The sequence below is a fragment of the Zhenhengia sp. genome (assembly GCF_046966505.1).
Classification (GTDB): Bacteria; Bacillota; Clostridia; order Lachnospirales; family Cellulosilyticaceae; genus Zhenhengia; species Zhenhengia yiwuensis.
Genome location: NZ_JBKVCH010000003.1, coordinates 85,313 through 101,463 on the forward strand (window position 1 = coordinate 85,313; position 16,151 = coordinate 101,463).

Sequence of the window (16,151 nt, forward strand, 5' to 3'; positions counted from 1 at the left end):
AATTGACTATGGTAATAATTTCAAGAAAATAAACCATATTTTTACAAATACCTTAGAATTAGGCTTGCATGTTATATAGAAATTGTATATTCTTAATAGAGTATGACTTTGAAAGGAGATTTTTATGGACAACAATCAAAAATCTATATTTGCAGCTGTTTCCTATTCATATATTTGTATGATAGATGATTATTTAAATGTACTTAAAAATCCTTGTACTTCTTCTTTCCAATACTTTGATGAAGACGTATCAGGCATTTTATCTGACTTAAAAACACTCTTTACAACACTTCCTAGTCTTTTAGATGGCGAAAGTGAATTTAAAGAAACTTATGCTCAAAATTTAGTAGACTACCGTAAAACTCTAGAAGAGAAATTCCGTAGTTTAAGTGCTTATAAACGTGAACTTATGCATCTTACTTCTCTTTACAATCTTAAAAGCTCTATTAATGAAGCAACTTATGAAGATTACCATCTGACAGAAGAAGATGCTAAAAATATGGACTTTAATATGCTTGCTAAAGACTGTAGTAGCTTTGTCTTCGCTGAGAAAGTCCCTCACAAACGCCAAGACCGTGCAGCAAGCCTACTTCCATACGTTCCAATGCGTATGACTAAAGACAGCTTCTTAGCTTATGTTGAGAAGAGCCTTCAAAAAATTAACATTGAAGACACAAGAGAAAATGCTGAGTTTTTAACAAGTATCCTCCTTCAACTTTTTGATGGACAACTTTATGAAAATTACGGATTAAGCTTTGTAGATATTAGAAGAAGTCTTGAAGAACTTCAACTCATTGAAGACCCTGAAGAATTCTTCGAAGAAGCCGATCTTACAAATGAAACTTTAGATTTTGCTATTGATTTACTCCAAAATCTTTATCATATGATTTGTTCATTTAGTAACTTACTTATTTTTGATGCACTTTCTTTCGAAACCCTTACAGATCTACATGTAAGCTTCTATGACTTATACTGTACAATTCAAAACATCTTAACAGATTCAGATGATAAAGATATCTTCCTTGAAACACTTCCTGAACGTGTTGGAACTATTAAAGAAGAGTTAAATGGACTTTATAAAAAAGCTTGCAAAACAAAAGAGATCGATCCACTCTTTGTACTGATGCAAACTTACCTAAGCATGTCTGTTCATCATGTCTTTGGATTTGATGCTGGTAAGCATGAGCCTTATAGCCAAGAAGTACTAGAGGTACTTAAAGACTTTATGAGTGATTTACGTACAAGACTAAATACGCTTGCTCCTATCCCTCGCAAATTACGTATGCAATACTTTATGTCTGTTGTGCCTTTCATTATGAATGAACAAACTTTCTATAACTATATTATGCAAGGTTTTGAAAATGTATCTGATCCAAAACGTAATCTATTCACTATGATGTACTTAAGCAATGTCCTTGAAGAAAAGGGCTTCTTTGATACATTAAGCGGCGTGGATCAAGATGGCTATGTACCTTATGATTTTGAAGATGATTACTATGATGATTCACCACTTTACGGTATGGAGCATGATGACCACTGTGGTTGCGGACATGACCATCACCATCATGAAGAAAATCATAAATGTTGCGGTGGACACCATCACCATGACGCCCATGAGTGCTGCGGCGATCATCATCACGATGATGATCACGACTGTGGGTGTGGACATCACCACCACTCATAAATTAGAAAAACACCCTATAAGTAGCAGGTTATCCTCCTTCTTATAGGGTGTTTTTTATAATCCTATTTAATCTCTAAATTTGATAAAATCTTCACCCATTTCATCTATAATCGCAAGTGACTCAATACGTATACCTTGTTCACGGAGTGCATCTCCACCACCTTGGAATCCTTTTTCAATTGCAATCCCTGCACCTACAAGTGTCGCTCCTGATTGTTTAATGATATCTAATAATCCAATAAGTGCTTTCCCATTTGCAAGGAAATCATCAATAACAAGTACTTTATCTTCTGCTGATAAGAATTTCTTACTTACACGTACCATATATTCCTTTTGATGTGTAAAAGAATAGATTGGACTTGTATAAAGATCTCCATCTAAGTTACGTGATTCTGACTTCTTAGCAAATACAACAGGCACATTAAAGTGTCTTGCAACTATGCAAGCAATCCCTATACCTGATGCCTCAATTGTGACAATCTTTGTAATTTCATCTTCTTTATAACGCTCTTTAAATGCCTTTCCCATCTCATCAAATAGATGAATATCCATCTGATGATTTAAAAAGCTATCTACCTTTAATACATTCCCGCTTTTCACACGACCTTCTGTTAAAATTCTTTGTTTTAGTTGCTCCATGATTTTTCCTCCATTAGTAATCTATTCCAGTCTAATTTTGTGTCTATATCTATAAGTTCGTTCTTATCGCTTACTTCAAAAAGGGTTACATCAGCTAAATGTTTCTTCAGCACTTTTTTACCTCCCACATCTCCTTTCAGCTGCATAAGTTCTTCTTTATAGCAGTTACTAAAAATAACAGGATTACCTAATTCCCCTCTATGGGAAGCACATAAAATACCTGTTTGATTGTCCTTGTAAGTGTTAAGCATATCCGCTATTGTCTCTTTTTTTAAAGCAAGCTGGTCTGCAACTATAAAGCAATAAGCCTCACATTCACTACTTAGTTGCAAACCTAATCGTATAGAAGTACTTATCCCTTGCTGTGCATCTTTATTGATTAAAATGTTGAACTTTAGTCTTTCATCTATAAGCTTATAAGTCTTTTCATTCGTTACAACGTAAACTTCTTCAAATGGTAGTTCTTTTAACTTATTCAAAAGATAATTAAGGACCGTTTGTCCTTTATAAAGTTTCGCAAGCTTATCATCACCAAAACGTGTGCTCAAACCCGCTGCAAGTACAATAGCATGGATACGCATTTTATTCACCGCCTAATATAATTTTTTCAGGGGTAATTGGCAGTTCTCTCACACGTACACCCGTTGCATTATAAATAGCATGTGCAATAGCTGGACAAGGTGTATTAATAACAACTTCACCAATCGATTTAGCCCCAAAAGGTCCTGTTGGTTCATAAGTACTTTCAAATGCTACACGTATATTCCCCACATCTAACCTTGTTGGAATATTATGCTGCATAAAGGTGTTATTACGCATCTTCCCTTCTGCTGTATAAGTAATATCTTCATAAAGTGCCATTCCAATTCCTTGTGCAATTCCACCTTCTGCCTGTATTCTTGCAAGACTTGTATTGATGACTGTTCCACAATCTACAACTCCTACATAATCAATCATTTCAGTGTGTCCTGTTTCAGTATCTACTTCTACCTCAGCAAAACCAACCATAAAAGGTGGTGGTGATACTGGACTTGAATGCGATGCTTGAGCAATGAGGCAATCATGCTCACCTACTACTGCATTTTGAGCAAGTGTATCTAAGCTAATCGTTACCGTACCTTCCTCATTACTAATTTGGTGACCTTCAAAGATTAACGCTTCTTGTGCAATACCTAGTTGAAGTGCTGCTTCTTTTAGCATTTTCTCTTTAAGTTCTTCACAAGCTTTAATAACACTCATTCCAGTTACATAAGTTGTACTCGATGCATAAGAACCCGTATCATATGGAGATTGGTCTGTATCTACGCCATTTACAACAATTTTATCTAAATCACACTCTAAGCATTCTGCTGCCATCTGTGCAAGGATTGTGTCACACCCTGTTCCCATATCTGCTGCACCGATAAGTAAGGTATAGAACCCATCATCATTTAAACGGATCTGACTTGATGCAATATCAATATTCGAGATACCTGAACCTTGCATGGTCATAGCCATTCCAACGCCCCTTACCTTATGGTCATCTACTCTATAACTTGGATATTTTTTATCCCACTCAATCATCTTTTTACCTGTCTCAAGACATTCTAAAAGCCCACAGCTTTGAAGAATCTCACCATAGTAGGCTTTAATACTTTCGCCTACTTCTAACATATTCAGTTTACGCAAAGCAATAGGATCCATATTAAGTTCTACAGCAAGCTCATTCATAGCAGACTCTAATGCAAAAGTACCTTGCGTAGCACCATATCCTCTAAATGCGCCTGCAGACATGGTATTACTATAGACAACGTCACAGCTGAATTTAAGTGCCTCTGCTTTATTATAAAGTGACATGGTTTTATGCCCTGATAGGCCAACTGTTGTAGGTCCATGCTCACCATAAGCACCTGTATTCGATAAAGTGTACATCTCAATCCCTTTAATATGACCTTCTTTATCTGCTCCTATTTTAACGGTAATCTTCATTTCATGACGACTTGTAGAAGCCATAAAAGTCTCTGTACGTGTAAAGAATAGACGTGCTGGCTTGCCTGTCTTAAGTGTAACAAGTGCTGGATAAGGCTCACTTACTACGGTTTGTTTTGCTCCAAATCCTCCTCCAATACGTGGCTTAATAACACGTACTTTACTCTTTGGCATATCGAGTGCACGTGCTAAAATACGTCTTACATGGAAAGGAATTTGTGTTGCTGTTACAATATTAAGTCGCCCATTATAGTCTAAATAAGTATAAGTCTTAAACGTTTCCATCATAGCTTGGTTGTTTGCTTTTGTATGATATGTACGTTCTAGTACAACATCTGATTCACTAAATGCCTTATTTATATCCCCTGCTTCAAAGCCTTCTTTACAACAAATATTACGTTTTACCTCATTACCAATATCAAAGTTTACATGATAATCTTCTTCTGGATGAATACATGAAGGATGATCTATAGCTTGTTCAAAATCAAGAACAGGCTCAAGTATTTCATATTGTACTTTAATCAGCTTAAGTGCACGGTCAACAGCTTTTTCATTCTCTCCTGCTACAATAGCAACAGGATCACCCACATAACGTACATATTTATCTAAGATTAGCCTATCATAAGGACTTGGTTCAGGGTAAGACTGACCGGCCATGGTGAAGCGTTGTTGTGGTACATCTTCATAAGTCAAAATACATTCTATCCCTGGTACTTTAAGTGCGATATCTTTTTTAATCTCTAATATTTTTGCATAAGCATGTGGACTACGTAAAAGTTTTACAACAAGGCAGTCACTTGGTGCTAAGTCCTCCGTATAAACAGGCTTTCCTGTTACAAGCGCTTTTGCATCTAATTTTATAATAGGTTGATGAACTGTCTTCATGTTATGCCTCCCCATTTTGACTCATGTATTTTTTAATGGCACGTAACTGCCCCATATAACCTGTACATCTACATAGATTTCCTGATAAATAAGCTTTAATTTCCTCATCTGTTGGATTTTTAAGCTCTCTTTTCATTCTTAATACATTCATAATTAGACCAGGACTACAATAACCACATTGCTCTGCTCCTTCACTTGCAAGCATCATTCCAAAAGCTTCTGCTTCATCTTGTAAGCCTTCTAAAGTTGTTACATGTTTTCCATCAACACGCATAGCAAGTACACTGCAAGAAAGTACTGCTTTTTCTTCTACCCATACTGTACAAAGCCCACAATTACTTGTATCACAACCACATTTTACACTTTTATAGCCTTTATCTCTTAAGTAGTTAAATAAAGTCATATCTGGTGCAATATCATCTTGAACTAATTTTCCATTAACCCATACTTTAATTTTCATGTCTTTCCCCCTCTAGTAACTAAGTGTTTTTAAAGAACGTTTGATAAGCACTTTTGCAAGATGTTTACGATAAGTTTCACTTGCTCTCATATTTGACCCAAAGTTCAGTTCTTCTATTACTTTATGTACTGCACTTTCTATCATTTCTTCACCAAGTTCATCTCGTGTATTTAAATAATGCATTGCCTCATAGGCAAGTGCTGCTTTACTTGGCCTAGCACCTACAGAGATTTTATAGCCCTTTTGACCTTTCGTAACAGCCACAGCTAAAACTGGAAAATCTGTATGGCTCAAACGTTCTGTCTGATAAGTCCCCTTTATCTGTTCTTTCTTAATAATTATTTTAACAAGAATATCTTTTTCATAAGATGTTTTAATAAAATCTTCTAAAGATAGAATCCCCCCATGATAAAGTTCTACATAAGTATCTAGGGCAAGTAGTGCTGTAAGTATATCAGAAAACCCAAATCGGCTGTAAATGCTTCCTCCAATAGTTGCACAGTTTCTAAACTGTACACCTACTATATCCTTCACACTTTCAGCAACTATCCCTGAAAAATATTCATTCATAAGGGGATGTGTTTCAATCATCCTTAAGGAACACATTGCCCCTATTTCTATAGCTTCTTCATTTTCTACAATTTGATCTAATCCTAATTGACTAAGGTCAATACCTGTATGGATTGTTTGGCTCCCCATTCTCATCCATAAAGTACCCCCTAGAATCTTATTACTTTTATTTTTCCCTAATAAGGCATACGCCTCTTCTAGTGACCCAACTGTTACATAATTTGTCATTGTGAACACAACTCTATCCTCCGTCATTACTGTTTTGATTGTAATAAAATGATGGCTAGTAAAATAGCCCCCATAAAAGATGTTAAAATACTAATGGGAAGCTCTGCTGGAAAAAGTGTTCGCGCACAAGTATCTGCTATAAGAAGCACTAAACTCCCTAACACCATAGCCATGGTCATGCAACTTAAATCCTCTTTCTTTGTATAAAGCTTTGCAAGGTGGGGAGCAATAAGTCCAATCCAACTTACAAGTCCTACTAAAGAAATAATGATTGCAACTAAAAAAGTTGCTACACTTAAAGCACCATAACGTACAGCCTTTACATTGACCCCTAATACATGTGCCGCTTCATCTCCAAGCATCATAACTTTTAACTTCCATCTTAATAAATATAAAGAGACTATAGCTATACTAAATATTAAACCTATCGCCCCAACTTGTTGCCAACTTGCTTGATAAAAACCACCCATAAGCCAAAACTCTATGGCTGGCAACTGTTTGTAAGGGTCTGCTCCATATTTAATGAGCATCAGTCCTGATGAGGCAATGGAACTTGTTACAATCCCCCAAAGTACCAAACCAAGTGTCTTATTTCTCATACGCCTTGCAAGTAGCATGGTTAAACTTACAACAACTATACCGCATAAAAAAGACATGCCTCCTATTGCCATAAGCCCTCCACCTAGAAAAACCATGGCAAAAGCTGCACCAAAAGAACATCCTGCACTTACCCCTAATACATCTGGCGATACAAGAGGATTCCTAAAGACAACCTGATAGGTATGTCCTGCTAGGGCAAGTCCACTACCACATAATAGAACAAGCATAATACGCGGTAAGCGCATTCCATAAACAACTGTATAATGGAGACTTTCTTTAGAAGTCCCCATTATAACTTCTAAGACCTCTTTAAAAGATAGACTATAACGCCCTAATGAAAGGGCCATCATGATGCATAAGATTAAAAGACTACCTACAAAAAGAGTTTTCTTTCTCATAGTCCAAGTGCTTCCTCTGTTACCTCAATATCATAGAATTCTTTATAAAAGGCTTTTGCATCTTCTAAATACGCTTCTTCGTCATAAAGATCTGGATGAAGATCATTTAAAAGCCAAAGCATACCAAGTGCTGCTGATGGTGTTGGATAATCCCAAGGTTCAAGGATAGATGGGAAGTATGCAACATTTCCTGCTTTTACAGCTTCAATATCTTTAAAGTTAGCCTCTTCTGTAATAGCTGTTAAATCATAATCTGCATAACTTACAGCATACATATATTCAGGATTCATACTTAAAAGTTCTTCATTTGAGATTGTCTGCCAGTAAGCATCTGTTAACTCCTTTGTTACATTCTCCCCACCTGCAATCTCAATAAGATCGTTTTGATACATAAGTCCTGTACAAGTTACAAGAGGATTACTACTTCCTGCTAGATATACAGAAGGTCTATCTGTAAGTGAAGCCGTAAGACCTTCTACTTCTTTTGTCACATCATCAAAATATTTAAGAAGCTTCTCAGCCTCCTCCTCATGTCCAATAGCTGTTCCTATTAACTCAATACATGCAAGGAAGTCTTCCATACTTTCAGGCTCTACTGCAATAACTGGAATATTTAAAGATTCAATTTGTGGAATAAAAGATTCTAATCTATACGGTAAAATAATAAGATCTGGCTCTAATGCAAGTGCTTCTTCTACATTGAAAGTTTTACCGGATCCTACTGCTGGAAGCTCTAAGAACTGCGGTGCTGCTTGTTTGTAAATTTCTCTTGTATCTGCCTTCATTTCAAGCCCTACTACTTTATCTTTTGCATCTAAGGCAATAAGCATAGAAGATGTAATGTAATAAGAAGAGACAATACGGTTTACATCTCCTTTGATTGTTACGTCTCTACCTAGCTGATCTGTAACTGTAATCTCACGTTCTACAGCTTCTTGTTCTGGCTGTTTTGCAGTTGCTTCTTTATTTTCTGTACCCCCTTGCTCAGCTGATATAGGCTCAGATGTTACTTCAGGTGAGCCCACTGGTGCCTTTGCACAGCCTACTAATAAACTCATACATGCTACCATATACATAAACTTTTTCATTTTCATGCTATTCCCCTTAATCTATTTATTTGAAAACCTTTTTAGGTAATCTTGTTTAATCTGTTCTTTTATCTCATCCCTATTTTCTTCAGTGACTGTGTAAATCATTGTATCTTCTCTTTGCCTAATGGCATCTAAAAAAGGATGTTCCTTATGCTTTATAACCCCTAGTACAATTTTAGGACTGCTTAATAAGTTATGTACTTGTTCCTGAAAAAGATAAGCCTCTCCTTCTAAAGTGCCAAGTTCGTCCATTACTACATGTTTTTCTGGATATTCCAAGCTTTTAATGAGGACATCCACACCAAGGGTTTCAAAAGTTTCCCTAATACTTTCACAAGACACTTCATCAGGCTGAATAGAAATAGGCTTGTCATTCCCCTCTACTTCTATCATACTATGCAGATAAAATCCTTTTCTTGCCTCCTTTTCAAAGTAAGGTAAAGTAACAAATCCAGTTAAATCTTTAGTCAGCTCTAGTTCCTCTGTAAGTGCCTTTAAAAGTGTAGATTTTCCCACACCTTTACCACCTGTAATAAAGAAATTGGATACATTCATGATTTAACACCCTTTTCTATAAAATAGTAATAAAAAAAAGACTCCTCAAAAAAAGAGGAGTCTATAAGCTTTGCATAGCATGCAAAACATAAACACCTCGTAGTCCACAAATTTAAGGTTTGTAGGTAGAAACTTTCGATCCATATTATCGAATTTATACGATTATTTATAGTCAGTTAACATTATACCTCAATATAAGTATTTTTGACAAGTTATGCTGCTAAATCATTGTATTCAGTTATGAAGCCTTCTCCAAGTACTTCTTTTACATCAGCAATGGTTACAAAAGCCTTAGGATCTATATCTCTTACTAAATCACGAAGCCTCGTAATTTCTTTTTGAGATACAACCACATAAAGGACTTCTTTATCTGATTTAGAATACATCCCCGTTGCTTTAAGCCCTGTTACACCACGTGGAATTTTCTCCATAATTTCTTTAGCAATCTTATCACTATGGGCTGATATGATAAATGCTGCTTTAGCATAGTGTACACCTTCTATAATATTGCTTATTACTTTTGAAGTAATAAATACAGCAATAACAGCATACATAGCTTTTTCCTGCCCGAAAATAAAGAAACCACATAATATAATTATACCATCAATCATAAGCATAAGCTGAGTGATAGGAAAGGATGGGTTCTTAAATTTAATAATAGAGGCAAGCATATCTGTTCCACCTGTTGTCCCTCCTGCTTGTATAACAAGACCAATTGCCGCCCCTATTAATGCTCCTCCAAAAATAGCTGGAAGAAGTAAGTCTCCTGTTGTAAGGAATGGATTAGGGAAAAATCCTGTGAACCATAGAGCAACAGAAAGCCATAAAACACTGTATAAAGACTTCTGCGCAAATTTAAAACCACGTTGTTTAATACTTATTAAAAATAGAGGAATATTTAAACAAATATTCGTTACCCATAAAGGTACACCTACACCAAACACATTGCTTGTGACTTCCTCTACGATAATAGAAGTTCCTGAAATTCCTCCTGTAACTAAGCCACTTGGTGATAAAAACCAGTTAATAGCTAAAGCAAGAAGGGTTGTTCCTAATAAGATTAGGAATAGTTCTTTCTTTGTAATACCTAATATTTTCATACTGTCTCCTCTTTAAGCTGCATATTCTTCATCTCTTGTAACATTGGTAATCCATTTCCAACTTATAATACGTCTTGTACTACAAATAACCTTTAATATTTCATCTACTCTTATAACACAAAATACAGCAATAACTGGCCAGCCCCATACAAAAGCAGCAATAAACCCTAACGGAATAGCTACAAGCCACATAAAAATGACATCATTAACCAATACAAACTTTACATCTCCACCACCACGCAAAATACCAATATTAGTTGTGTTTGCCATGGCCTGGAAGAATACAATCACAGAGTTAACAGCCATAATATCCATAGCAATAGACTTCGTTAAATCTGATACATTATAGAACTGTACAATGAAAGGTCTAAGTGTAAAAGTAAGAAGTCCTGCAAAAACAGCTAAACAAGCTACACAAATTGCAATAGTTGCTGCATATTCTTTAGTCTTCTTATAGTTCCCTTCTCCAATACTATTACCAATCATAACAGCTGCTGCACTTGATAAACCAAAAATAAAGACCGTTACAAATTGATTAACTACATTACTAATACTATTAGCTGCTACAACTTCTGTTCCTAGTCTGCCTACAATAACAGCTACCATAGAAGATCCCATGGCCCAAAGAAATTCATTAAATACAACTGGTGTACAAGTTTTAATGTAATCCTTTTTCATTAGGGCATCTTTTATTTTAAAGTGGCTTAATCTAAACTTGATTTTTTTCTCAAAGAATGCCATAAAACACATTACAATTGCAAATTCTACAAAACGCGCTAAAACCGTAGCAATTGCCGCACCTTCTATCCCTAAACGTGGTGCACCTAAGTTACCAAAAATAAGAATCCAGTTAAAGAATGCATTAACAAGTAGAGAAATAGAATAGACTACCATAGAGATTTTAACGGTCTTCACGGAACGAAGCATCATAATACTACAATTTGTAATAGCATAGAAAAAGTATCCTAATCCTACAATGCGTAAGTATTTTTCTCCAGCATCCACAACTGCCATATCTGGTGTGAAAATACTAATAAATAGACGAGGTGCACATAGTGCTATAGCCGTAAAAACAATAGATAAAGCTACACACACTTTATACATTATAGCAAGCACCTTATGAATAGCCTTTACATCATTCTTTCCCCAATATTGAGAAATAAGAATATTAGAACCTCCTGCAAGCCCAAAGTTCAAAATCATAAAGACAAAGAAAAGATTATTACTAATAGATGCTGCTGATAACTCTACTTCACCTAGTGTCCCAAGCATTAAAGTATCTACCATACTTACTGCAAAAGTAATTAAGTTTTGCATAGCAATAGGAAGTGCAATGCTTAATAATAATTTATAAAACTGTTTATCCCTTGTAACAAGCATATCATATCCCTCATACTTTCTGTAAACCTTTTTAATCTTTAGGTAGTATACAAAAAAACTCATTATATTTCAATAGTCGTACATTATAAAAGCGTGTAAGATTTCATATCTTACACGCCTCTATTTAAGATAGCCATACTTTGTCTAAAAATAGGAAAATAAAGAAATAACCTACCGCGAATGCAAGGACTAATGGCAATATGGCAGCTATAATACCTTTATAAATAGCACGTTTCTCTCCCTTAGTGAGTACAATACGCTCTTCTACAAGAGAGTTACGTTTTGCCTTAGGTCTATCGCCTAATCGGTCATTAGGACCTGCATACCATGGCATACCTGGTATATCCATATCTGCTACTGTTCTTCCATCATCTTTGAATTCATCATTTACCTTATTCATTGTCATATAAGTGGCATGCTACAAAATGTTCATTACCATAATCTCTATACTCTGGTGCCACTGTCTTACAAATTTCCATGCAATGCTGACATCTTGTATGGAATTTACACCCTGATGGAGGATTTGCAGGTGAAGGAATATCTCCTTCTAGGATAATACGATTCATTTTTACTGTTGGGTCTGGCACTGGAATAGCACTGAAAAGTGCTTTTGTATAAGGATGTTTAGGATTTTTGAAAAGCTCTTCTTTAGGAGCTTTTTCTACTAAATTTCCAAGGTACATAACCCCTACTTCATCTGAAATATGTTCAACAACACTTAAGTCATGGGAAATAAATAAGTAGCTGTATCCAAATTCTTCTTGAAGGTCTTTAAGTAAGTTAATAATTTGAGCTTGAATAGATACATCAAGCGCAGATACTGGCTCATCACATACAATAACTTTTGGTTTAAGCGCTATAGCACGTGCAATACAAATACGTTGGCGTTGTCCACCTGAGAATTCATGTGGATAACGGTCAATATGATGAGGTTGAAGACCACATTTTTCCATAATACTCATAATATAGCTTCTATATTCTTCTTTAGGTACAATATTATGCTCACGCACACCTTCCCCAATAATTTCACCAACTGGCATTCTTGGACTAAGGGAGCTATATGGATCTTGGAAAATAAGCTGCATATCTGGGCGAATAGCACGTAATTGTTTGTTAGAAAGCTTGAAAACATCTTTATCATCAAACATAACACTTCCGCCTGAACTTTCTTGAAGACGAAGAAGTGTACGACCAACTGTTGTTTTACCACAACCCGATTCCCCTACAAGCCCAAAAGTAGAACCTTTCTTGATATTAAAAGAAATACCGTCGACAGCTTTAACATGCCCTACTACACGTTGGATAACCCCTGCTTTAATAGGGAAATATTTTTTCAGCTCTTTAACTTCTAAAATATTTTCTGACATTTATTTCCCTCCTTTGCTATCATAAAGATGACAAGCCACTTTATGATCCTCTGATATATATCTAAGTTCTGGAATATCTCCATTGCATTTTGCAATACACTTATCACAACGGTCTTTAAAGAAACAGTAATTTGGCATACTTACAGGGTTTGGTACCGCTCCTGGAATAGAGTAAAGACGGTCTACTACTTTACCTACTGCTGGCTTACTCTTAATAAGCCCCATTGTATAAGGATGTTTTGGATTAAGGAAGACTTCATGAGCTGTTCCTTGTTCTACAATTTTACCTGCATACATAACCACAACATAATCTGCCATTTCTGCTACTACACCAAGATCATGTGTAATAAGGAGAATACTTGCATCTATTTTTTGCTTAATATCACGAAGTAAGTCTAAAATCTGTGCTTGAATCGTTACATCAAGTGCAGTTGTAGGTTCATCTGCAATAATAAACTGAGGGTCACAAGAAAGTGACATAGCAATCATAACACGTTGACGCATACCACCTGAAAGTTCATGTGGATAACAGTCATAAATCCCCTCTGCACGGGCAATCCCTACTAATTTAAGCATTTCAATAGTTTGCTTTTTAATATCTTCATCTTTCATATCAGGTCGATGAAGTTTAATGGTTTCATCAATTTGATAACCAATTGTAAAGATTGGATTAAGACTTGTCATCGGCTCTTGGAAAATCATCGCAATTTCATTACCACGAATATGTTGCATTTCGCTAATTGGAGCCTTAACAATATCTACTGCACCACCTTTACGGTTATAGCGAATAGCTCCATCTACGATTTGACCTGTAGGTCCTTGTACAAGCTTCATAACAGAAAGACTCGTAACAGACTTACCACATCCAGACTCTCCTACTAATGCAACTGTCTTTCCTTTTGGCACTTCAATAGAGACACCATTTACAGATTTAACTGTCCCCATATCTGTAAAGAAATAAGTATGTAAATTATCAATTTCAATAATGTTATCTGGATTTTTCATAGTTGTTTGATACTCAGAAGGATCAACCTTTTTGCGTTTCTTCTCTTTCTCAAACTTCTTAATGATTTTATTATTTTCTTTAGAAATTTGCTTCATACGTAGCTTAGCTTCTTTTTGTTCAGCTTTTTTTATCTTTTTCATTTCTGCTGTCATACCGCTCATGTTATCACCTACCTTTTCATTTTAGGGTCGAAGGCATCACGAAGACCATCGCCAACAAAGTTGAATCCTAGTACTGTTAATAAAATACAGAATCCTGGTGGGAACCAAATATTCAAATACTCCCTCATAATAATAGGATCTGTTACCGTATTAACCATATTTCCCCAAGACGCAAGAGGGAATGGTACCCCTATACCAAGATAACTGTAAGATGCTTCTGCTAAAATAACACTCCCCATACCCATTGTTGCAATAACAATAAGTTGTGGCATAACATTTGGTATAAGGTGTTTCATAATACGTTTAGCTGGGTGAAGGCCAATCGCTTCTGTTGCCACCATAAACTCTTGTTCACGAAGGCTTAGAATTTGACCACGTACAAGACGTGCTACACCTGCCCAACCTAATATACCCATGATAAGCATCAAAATATAAATCTTATATTCTTGTGGTACGCCATATGCTACCATAATAGAACTTACAATTAACATAACAGGAAGAGTTGGTATGCAATAGAATATATCTACCAAGCGCATTATGAGGTTATCAATCACACCACCATAATATCCTGCTATACCACCCATAATAACACCTACTGCTAATTGAAGACCTACTACTACAAAACCAATTAATAAAGAGATACGGCCACCATACATCAAACGAACTAAAATATCACGACCATCTTTATCTGTTCCAAGTAAGTGTGCTTTTGATGGTTTTGCTTTCCCATTAATTTTTACACCACTTTCTTGTGGATCCATACCCTTGTGATCATCTGAACTAAATTCTACACCATCTTTTACAAAGAAAATAGTATATTCACCATAACTTGTAAAAAGAGGCCCTAAGAAAGAAAACAGGAACATACATACAAGAATGACTACTCCCGCAATAGCAAGCTTATTACGTAAGAAACGCTTCATAACAAGCTGCCCTGGAGTAACGATTTTCTCTAAGTTTGCAACTTCCTCTGGTTGATTATTTGTTTGTAATACTTTTTCTTCAGCCATTTCATTACTCCCTTCTATTTAAGTCGTACGCGAGGGTCTACCACCGCATAGAGAATATCAGATAATAGTGTTCCTAATAATGTAAGAATGGCAAGGAACATGGTAAAGGCCATCATAAATGGAATGTCCCCTGATCTAAGTGCTTTAAGCCCTATATATCCAAGACCTTCAATAGAGAAGATTCCTTCTGTAATCATAGCCCCTGAGAAAAGTCCAGGAATCATACCACCAACCATTGTTACAATTGGAATAAGTGTATTTCTAAATGCATGTTTGTAAATTACTTTATGTTCACTAAGGCCTTTAGCTCTTGCTGTACGTATGTAATCTGCATTTAAAACTTCGAGCATATTGGTACGGCTATATCGCATAAGTCCTCCAATACTTAATACAGTAAGTACTGTGATAGGCAGAACAAAGTGCCATGCCATATCCATAATATGTGCAAAGCCTACATAATCTTCACGAGCTGTAACCATCCCTTGAAGCGGAAACCATCCAAGTCCCATTGAGAACGCTCTTTGCAGTACTGCTGCGAAGAAGAAACTTGGAAGAGAAATCCCAATTAAAGCAATTGTTGTAACAGTATAATCTGTAATAGAGTACTGTTTTGTTGCTGAAATAATTCCTAGTGGAATCGCAATTAAGAGTTGTAAAATAAAGGATGGAAGTGCCATCCAGAAGGATACCCACATCTTATCTTTAATAACATCTTGTGCGGGTTTGTTATAAATGAAAGATTGACCTAAATCACCTTTTAAAGCTGAACTTAACCAATCCACATAACCTTCTACTATCCCTTTATCAAGACCATAGAGTTCAGTTAATTTTGCTTTCATTTCCGGTGTTGCATCTGGAATTCCGTTTGTTATAGTACTTACATAATCTGCTGGTGCAGTACGTAGTAAACCATAAATGATAGCCGATACACCCAATAATATAAAGATAGAAATAAATAATCTTCGAATAATATATTGTCTCATTTATATTCACTCCTTTTCTAGTTTAGTGCTTAAACAATGCGCTTTCTTTCTGATTAATATCAACTT

The 16,151-nt window shown here is 35.8% G+C and carries 16 protein-coding genes and 1 riboswitch; of the genes, 1 reads left to right on the forward strand and 15 read right to left on the reverse strand.

What is annotated here, in order from left to right; all coding sequences use genetic code 11:
• Positions 1–124 precede the first annotated feature (124 nt).
• Complete coding sequence (locus ACLTBU_RS04545; protein ID WP_412217840.1) at positions 125–1,684, forward strand: hypothetical protein; 1,560 nt, start codon at positions 125–127, stop codon at positions 1,682–1,684.
• 66 nt (positions 1,685–1,750) lie between these two features.
• On the opposite strand, the gene ACLTBU_RS04550 is transcribed toward ACLTBU_RS04545, so the two are convergent.
• The 15 genes from ACLTBU_RS04550 to ACLTBU_RS04620 form a co-directional block, all read right to left on the reverse strand.
• Positions 1,751–2,323 (reverse strand): xanthine phosphoribosyltransferase, encoded by a 573-nt coding sequence (locus tag ACLTBU_RS04550; RefSeq protein WP_249331168.1) that lies wholly within the window; start codon positions 2,321–2,323, stop codon positions 1,751–1,753.
• A complete protein-coding gene (locus ACLTBU_RS04555; RefSeq protein WP_249331167.1) occupies positions 2,311–2,904 on the reverse strand; it encodes an NTP transferase domain-containing protein in 594 nt (197 codons plus the stop codon). The genes ACLTBU_RS04550 and ACLTBU_RS04555 overlap by 13 nt, the downstream gene beginning before the upstream one ends.
• A gap of 1 nt (position 2,905) precedes the next feature.
• Positions 2,906–5,176, reverse strand: coding sequence for a xanthine dehydrogenase family protein molybdopterin-binding subunit (locus ACLTBU_RS04560; RefSeq protein WP_320651237.1), 2,271 nt, complete (start codon positions 5,174–5,176; stop codon positions 2,906–2,908).
• A gap of 1 nt (position 5,177) precedes the next feature.
• Entirely contained in the window at positions 5,178–5,636 is a 459-nt protein-coding gene (locus tag ACLTBU_RS04565; RefSeq protein ID WP_177671166.1) for a (2Fe-2S)-binding protein, read from the reverse strand.
• A 12-nt stretch (positions 5,637–5,648) separates the two neighbouring features.
• Positions 5,649–6,434 (reverse strand): FAD binding domain-containing protein, encoded by a 786-nt coding sequence (locus ACLTBU_RS04570; RefSeq protein ID WP_283246124.1) that lies wholly within the window; start codon positions 6,432–6,434, stop codon positions 5,649–5,651.
• 26 nt (positions 6,435–6,460) lie between these two features.
• Positions 6,461–7,432: a FecCD family ABC transporter permease gene (locus ACLTBU_RS04575; RefSeq protein WP_177671168.1), complete on the reverse strand. Its 972-nt coding sequence runs from the start codon at positions 7,430–7,432 to the stop codon at positions 6,461–6,463.
• Positions 7,429–8,526, reverse strand: a complete 1,098-nt coding sequence (locus ACLTBU_RS04580; protein ID WP_412217845.1) for an ABC transporter substrate-binding protein — start codon at positions 8,524–8,526, stop codon at positions 7,429–7,431. Before ACLTBU_RS04580 ends, ACLTBU_RS04575 begins: the two co-directional genes overlap by 4 nt.
• A 15-nt stretch (positions 8,527–8,541) precedes the next feature.
• Positions 8,542–9,078 carry a nucleoside-triphosphatase gene (locus ACLTBU_RS04585; protein ID WP_249331164.1) on the reverse strand — a complete coding sequence of 179 codons (537 nt, stop codon included), beginning with the start codon at positions 9,076–9,078 and terminating at the stop codon, positions 8,542–8,544.
• An 80-nt stretch (positions 9,079–9,158) separates the two neighbouring features.
• Positions 9,159–9,260, reverse strand: a riboswitch (purine riboswitch).
• Positions 9,261–9,290: 30 nt separating this feature from the next.
• A complete protein-coding gene (locus ACLTBU_RS04590; protein WP_177671171.1) occupies positions 9,291–10,178 on the reverse strand; it encodes a YitT family protein in 888 nt (295 codons plus the stop codon).
• Between the two features lie 12 nt (positions 10,179–10,190).
• Positions 10,191–11,558 (reverse strand): MATE family efflux transporter, encoded by a 1,368-nt coding sequence (locus tag ACLTBU_RS04595; RefSeq protein ID WP_320651232.1) that lies wholly within the window; start codon positions 11,556–11,558, stop codon positions 10,191–10,193.
• Between the two features lie 124 nt (positions 11,559–11,682).
• Positions 11,683–11,964, reverse strand: a complete 282-nt coding sequence (locus ACLTBU_RS04600; RefSeq protein WP_177671173.1) for a hypothetical protein — start codon at positions 11,962–11,964, stop codon at positions 11,683–11,685.
• Positions 11,951–12,925 carry an ABC transporter ATP-binding protein gene (locus tag ACLTBU_RS04605; RefSeq protein ID WP_177671174.1) on the reverse strand — a complete coding sequence of 325 codons (975 nt, stop codon included), beginning with the start codon at positions 12,923–12,925 and terminating at the stop codon, positions 11,951–11,953. Before ACLTBU_RS04605 ends, ACLTBU_RS04600 begins: the two co-directional genes overlap by 14 nt.
• Positions 12,926–14,083 (reverse strand): ABC transporter ATP-binding protein, encoded by a 1,158-nt coding sequence (locus ACLTBU_RS04610; protein WP_337530549.1) that lies wholly within the window; start codon positions 14,081–14,083, stop codon positions 12,926–12,928. It abuts the gene before it with no gap.
• Positions 14,084–14,100: 17 nt separating this feature from the next.
• On the reverse strand, positions 14,101–15,102 hold the full coding sequence (locus ACLTBU_RS04615) for an ABC transporter permease (protein WP_249331162.1): 1,002 nt from the start codon (positions 15,100–15,102) through the stop codon (positions 14,101–14,103).
• Positions 15,103–15,116: 14 nt separating this feature from the next.
• The gene (locus ACLTBU_RS04620; protein ID WP_177671176.1) at positions 15,117–16,085 is read right to left on the reverse strand and encodes an ABC transporter permease; all 969 of its coding nucleotides are present in this window, start codon (positions 16,083–16,085) and stop codon (positions 15,117–15,119) included.
• Positions 16,086–16,151: the final 66 nt, after the last annotated feature.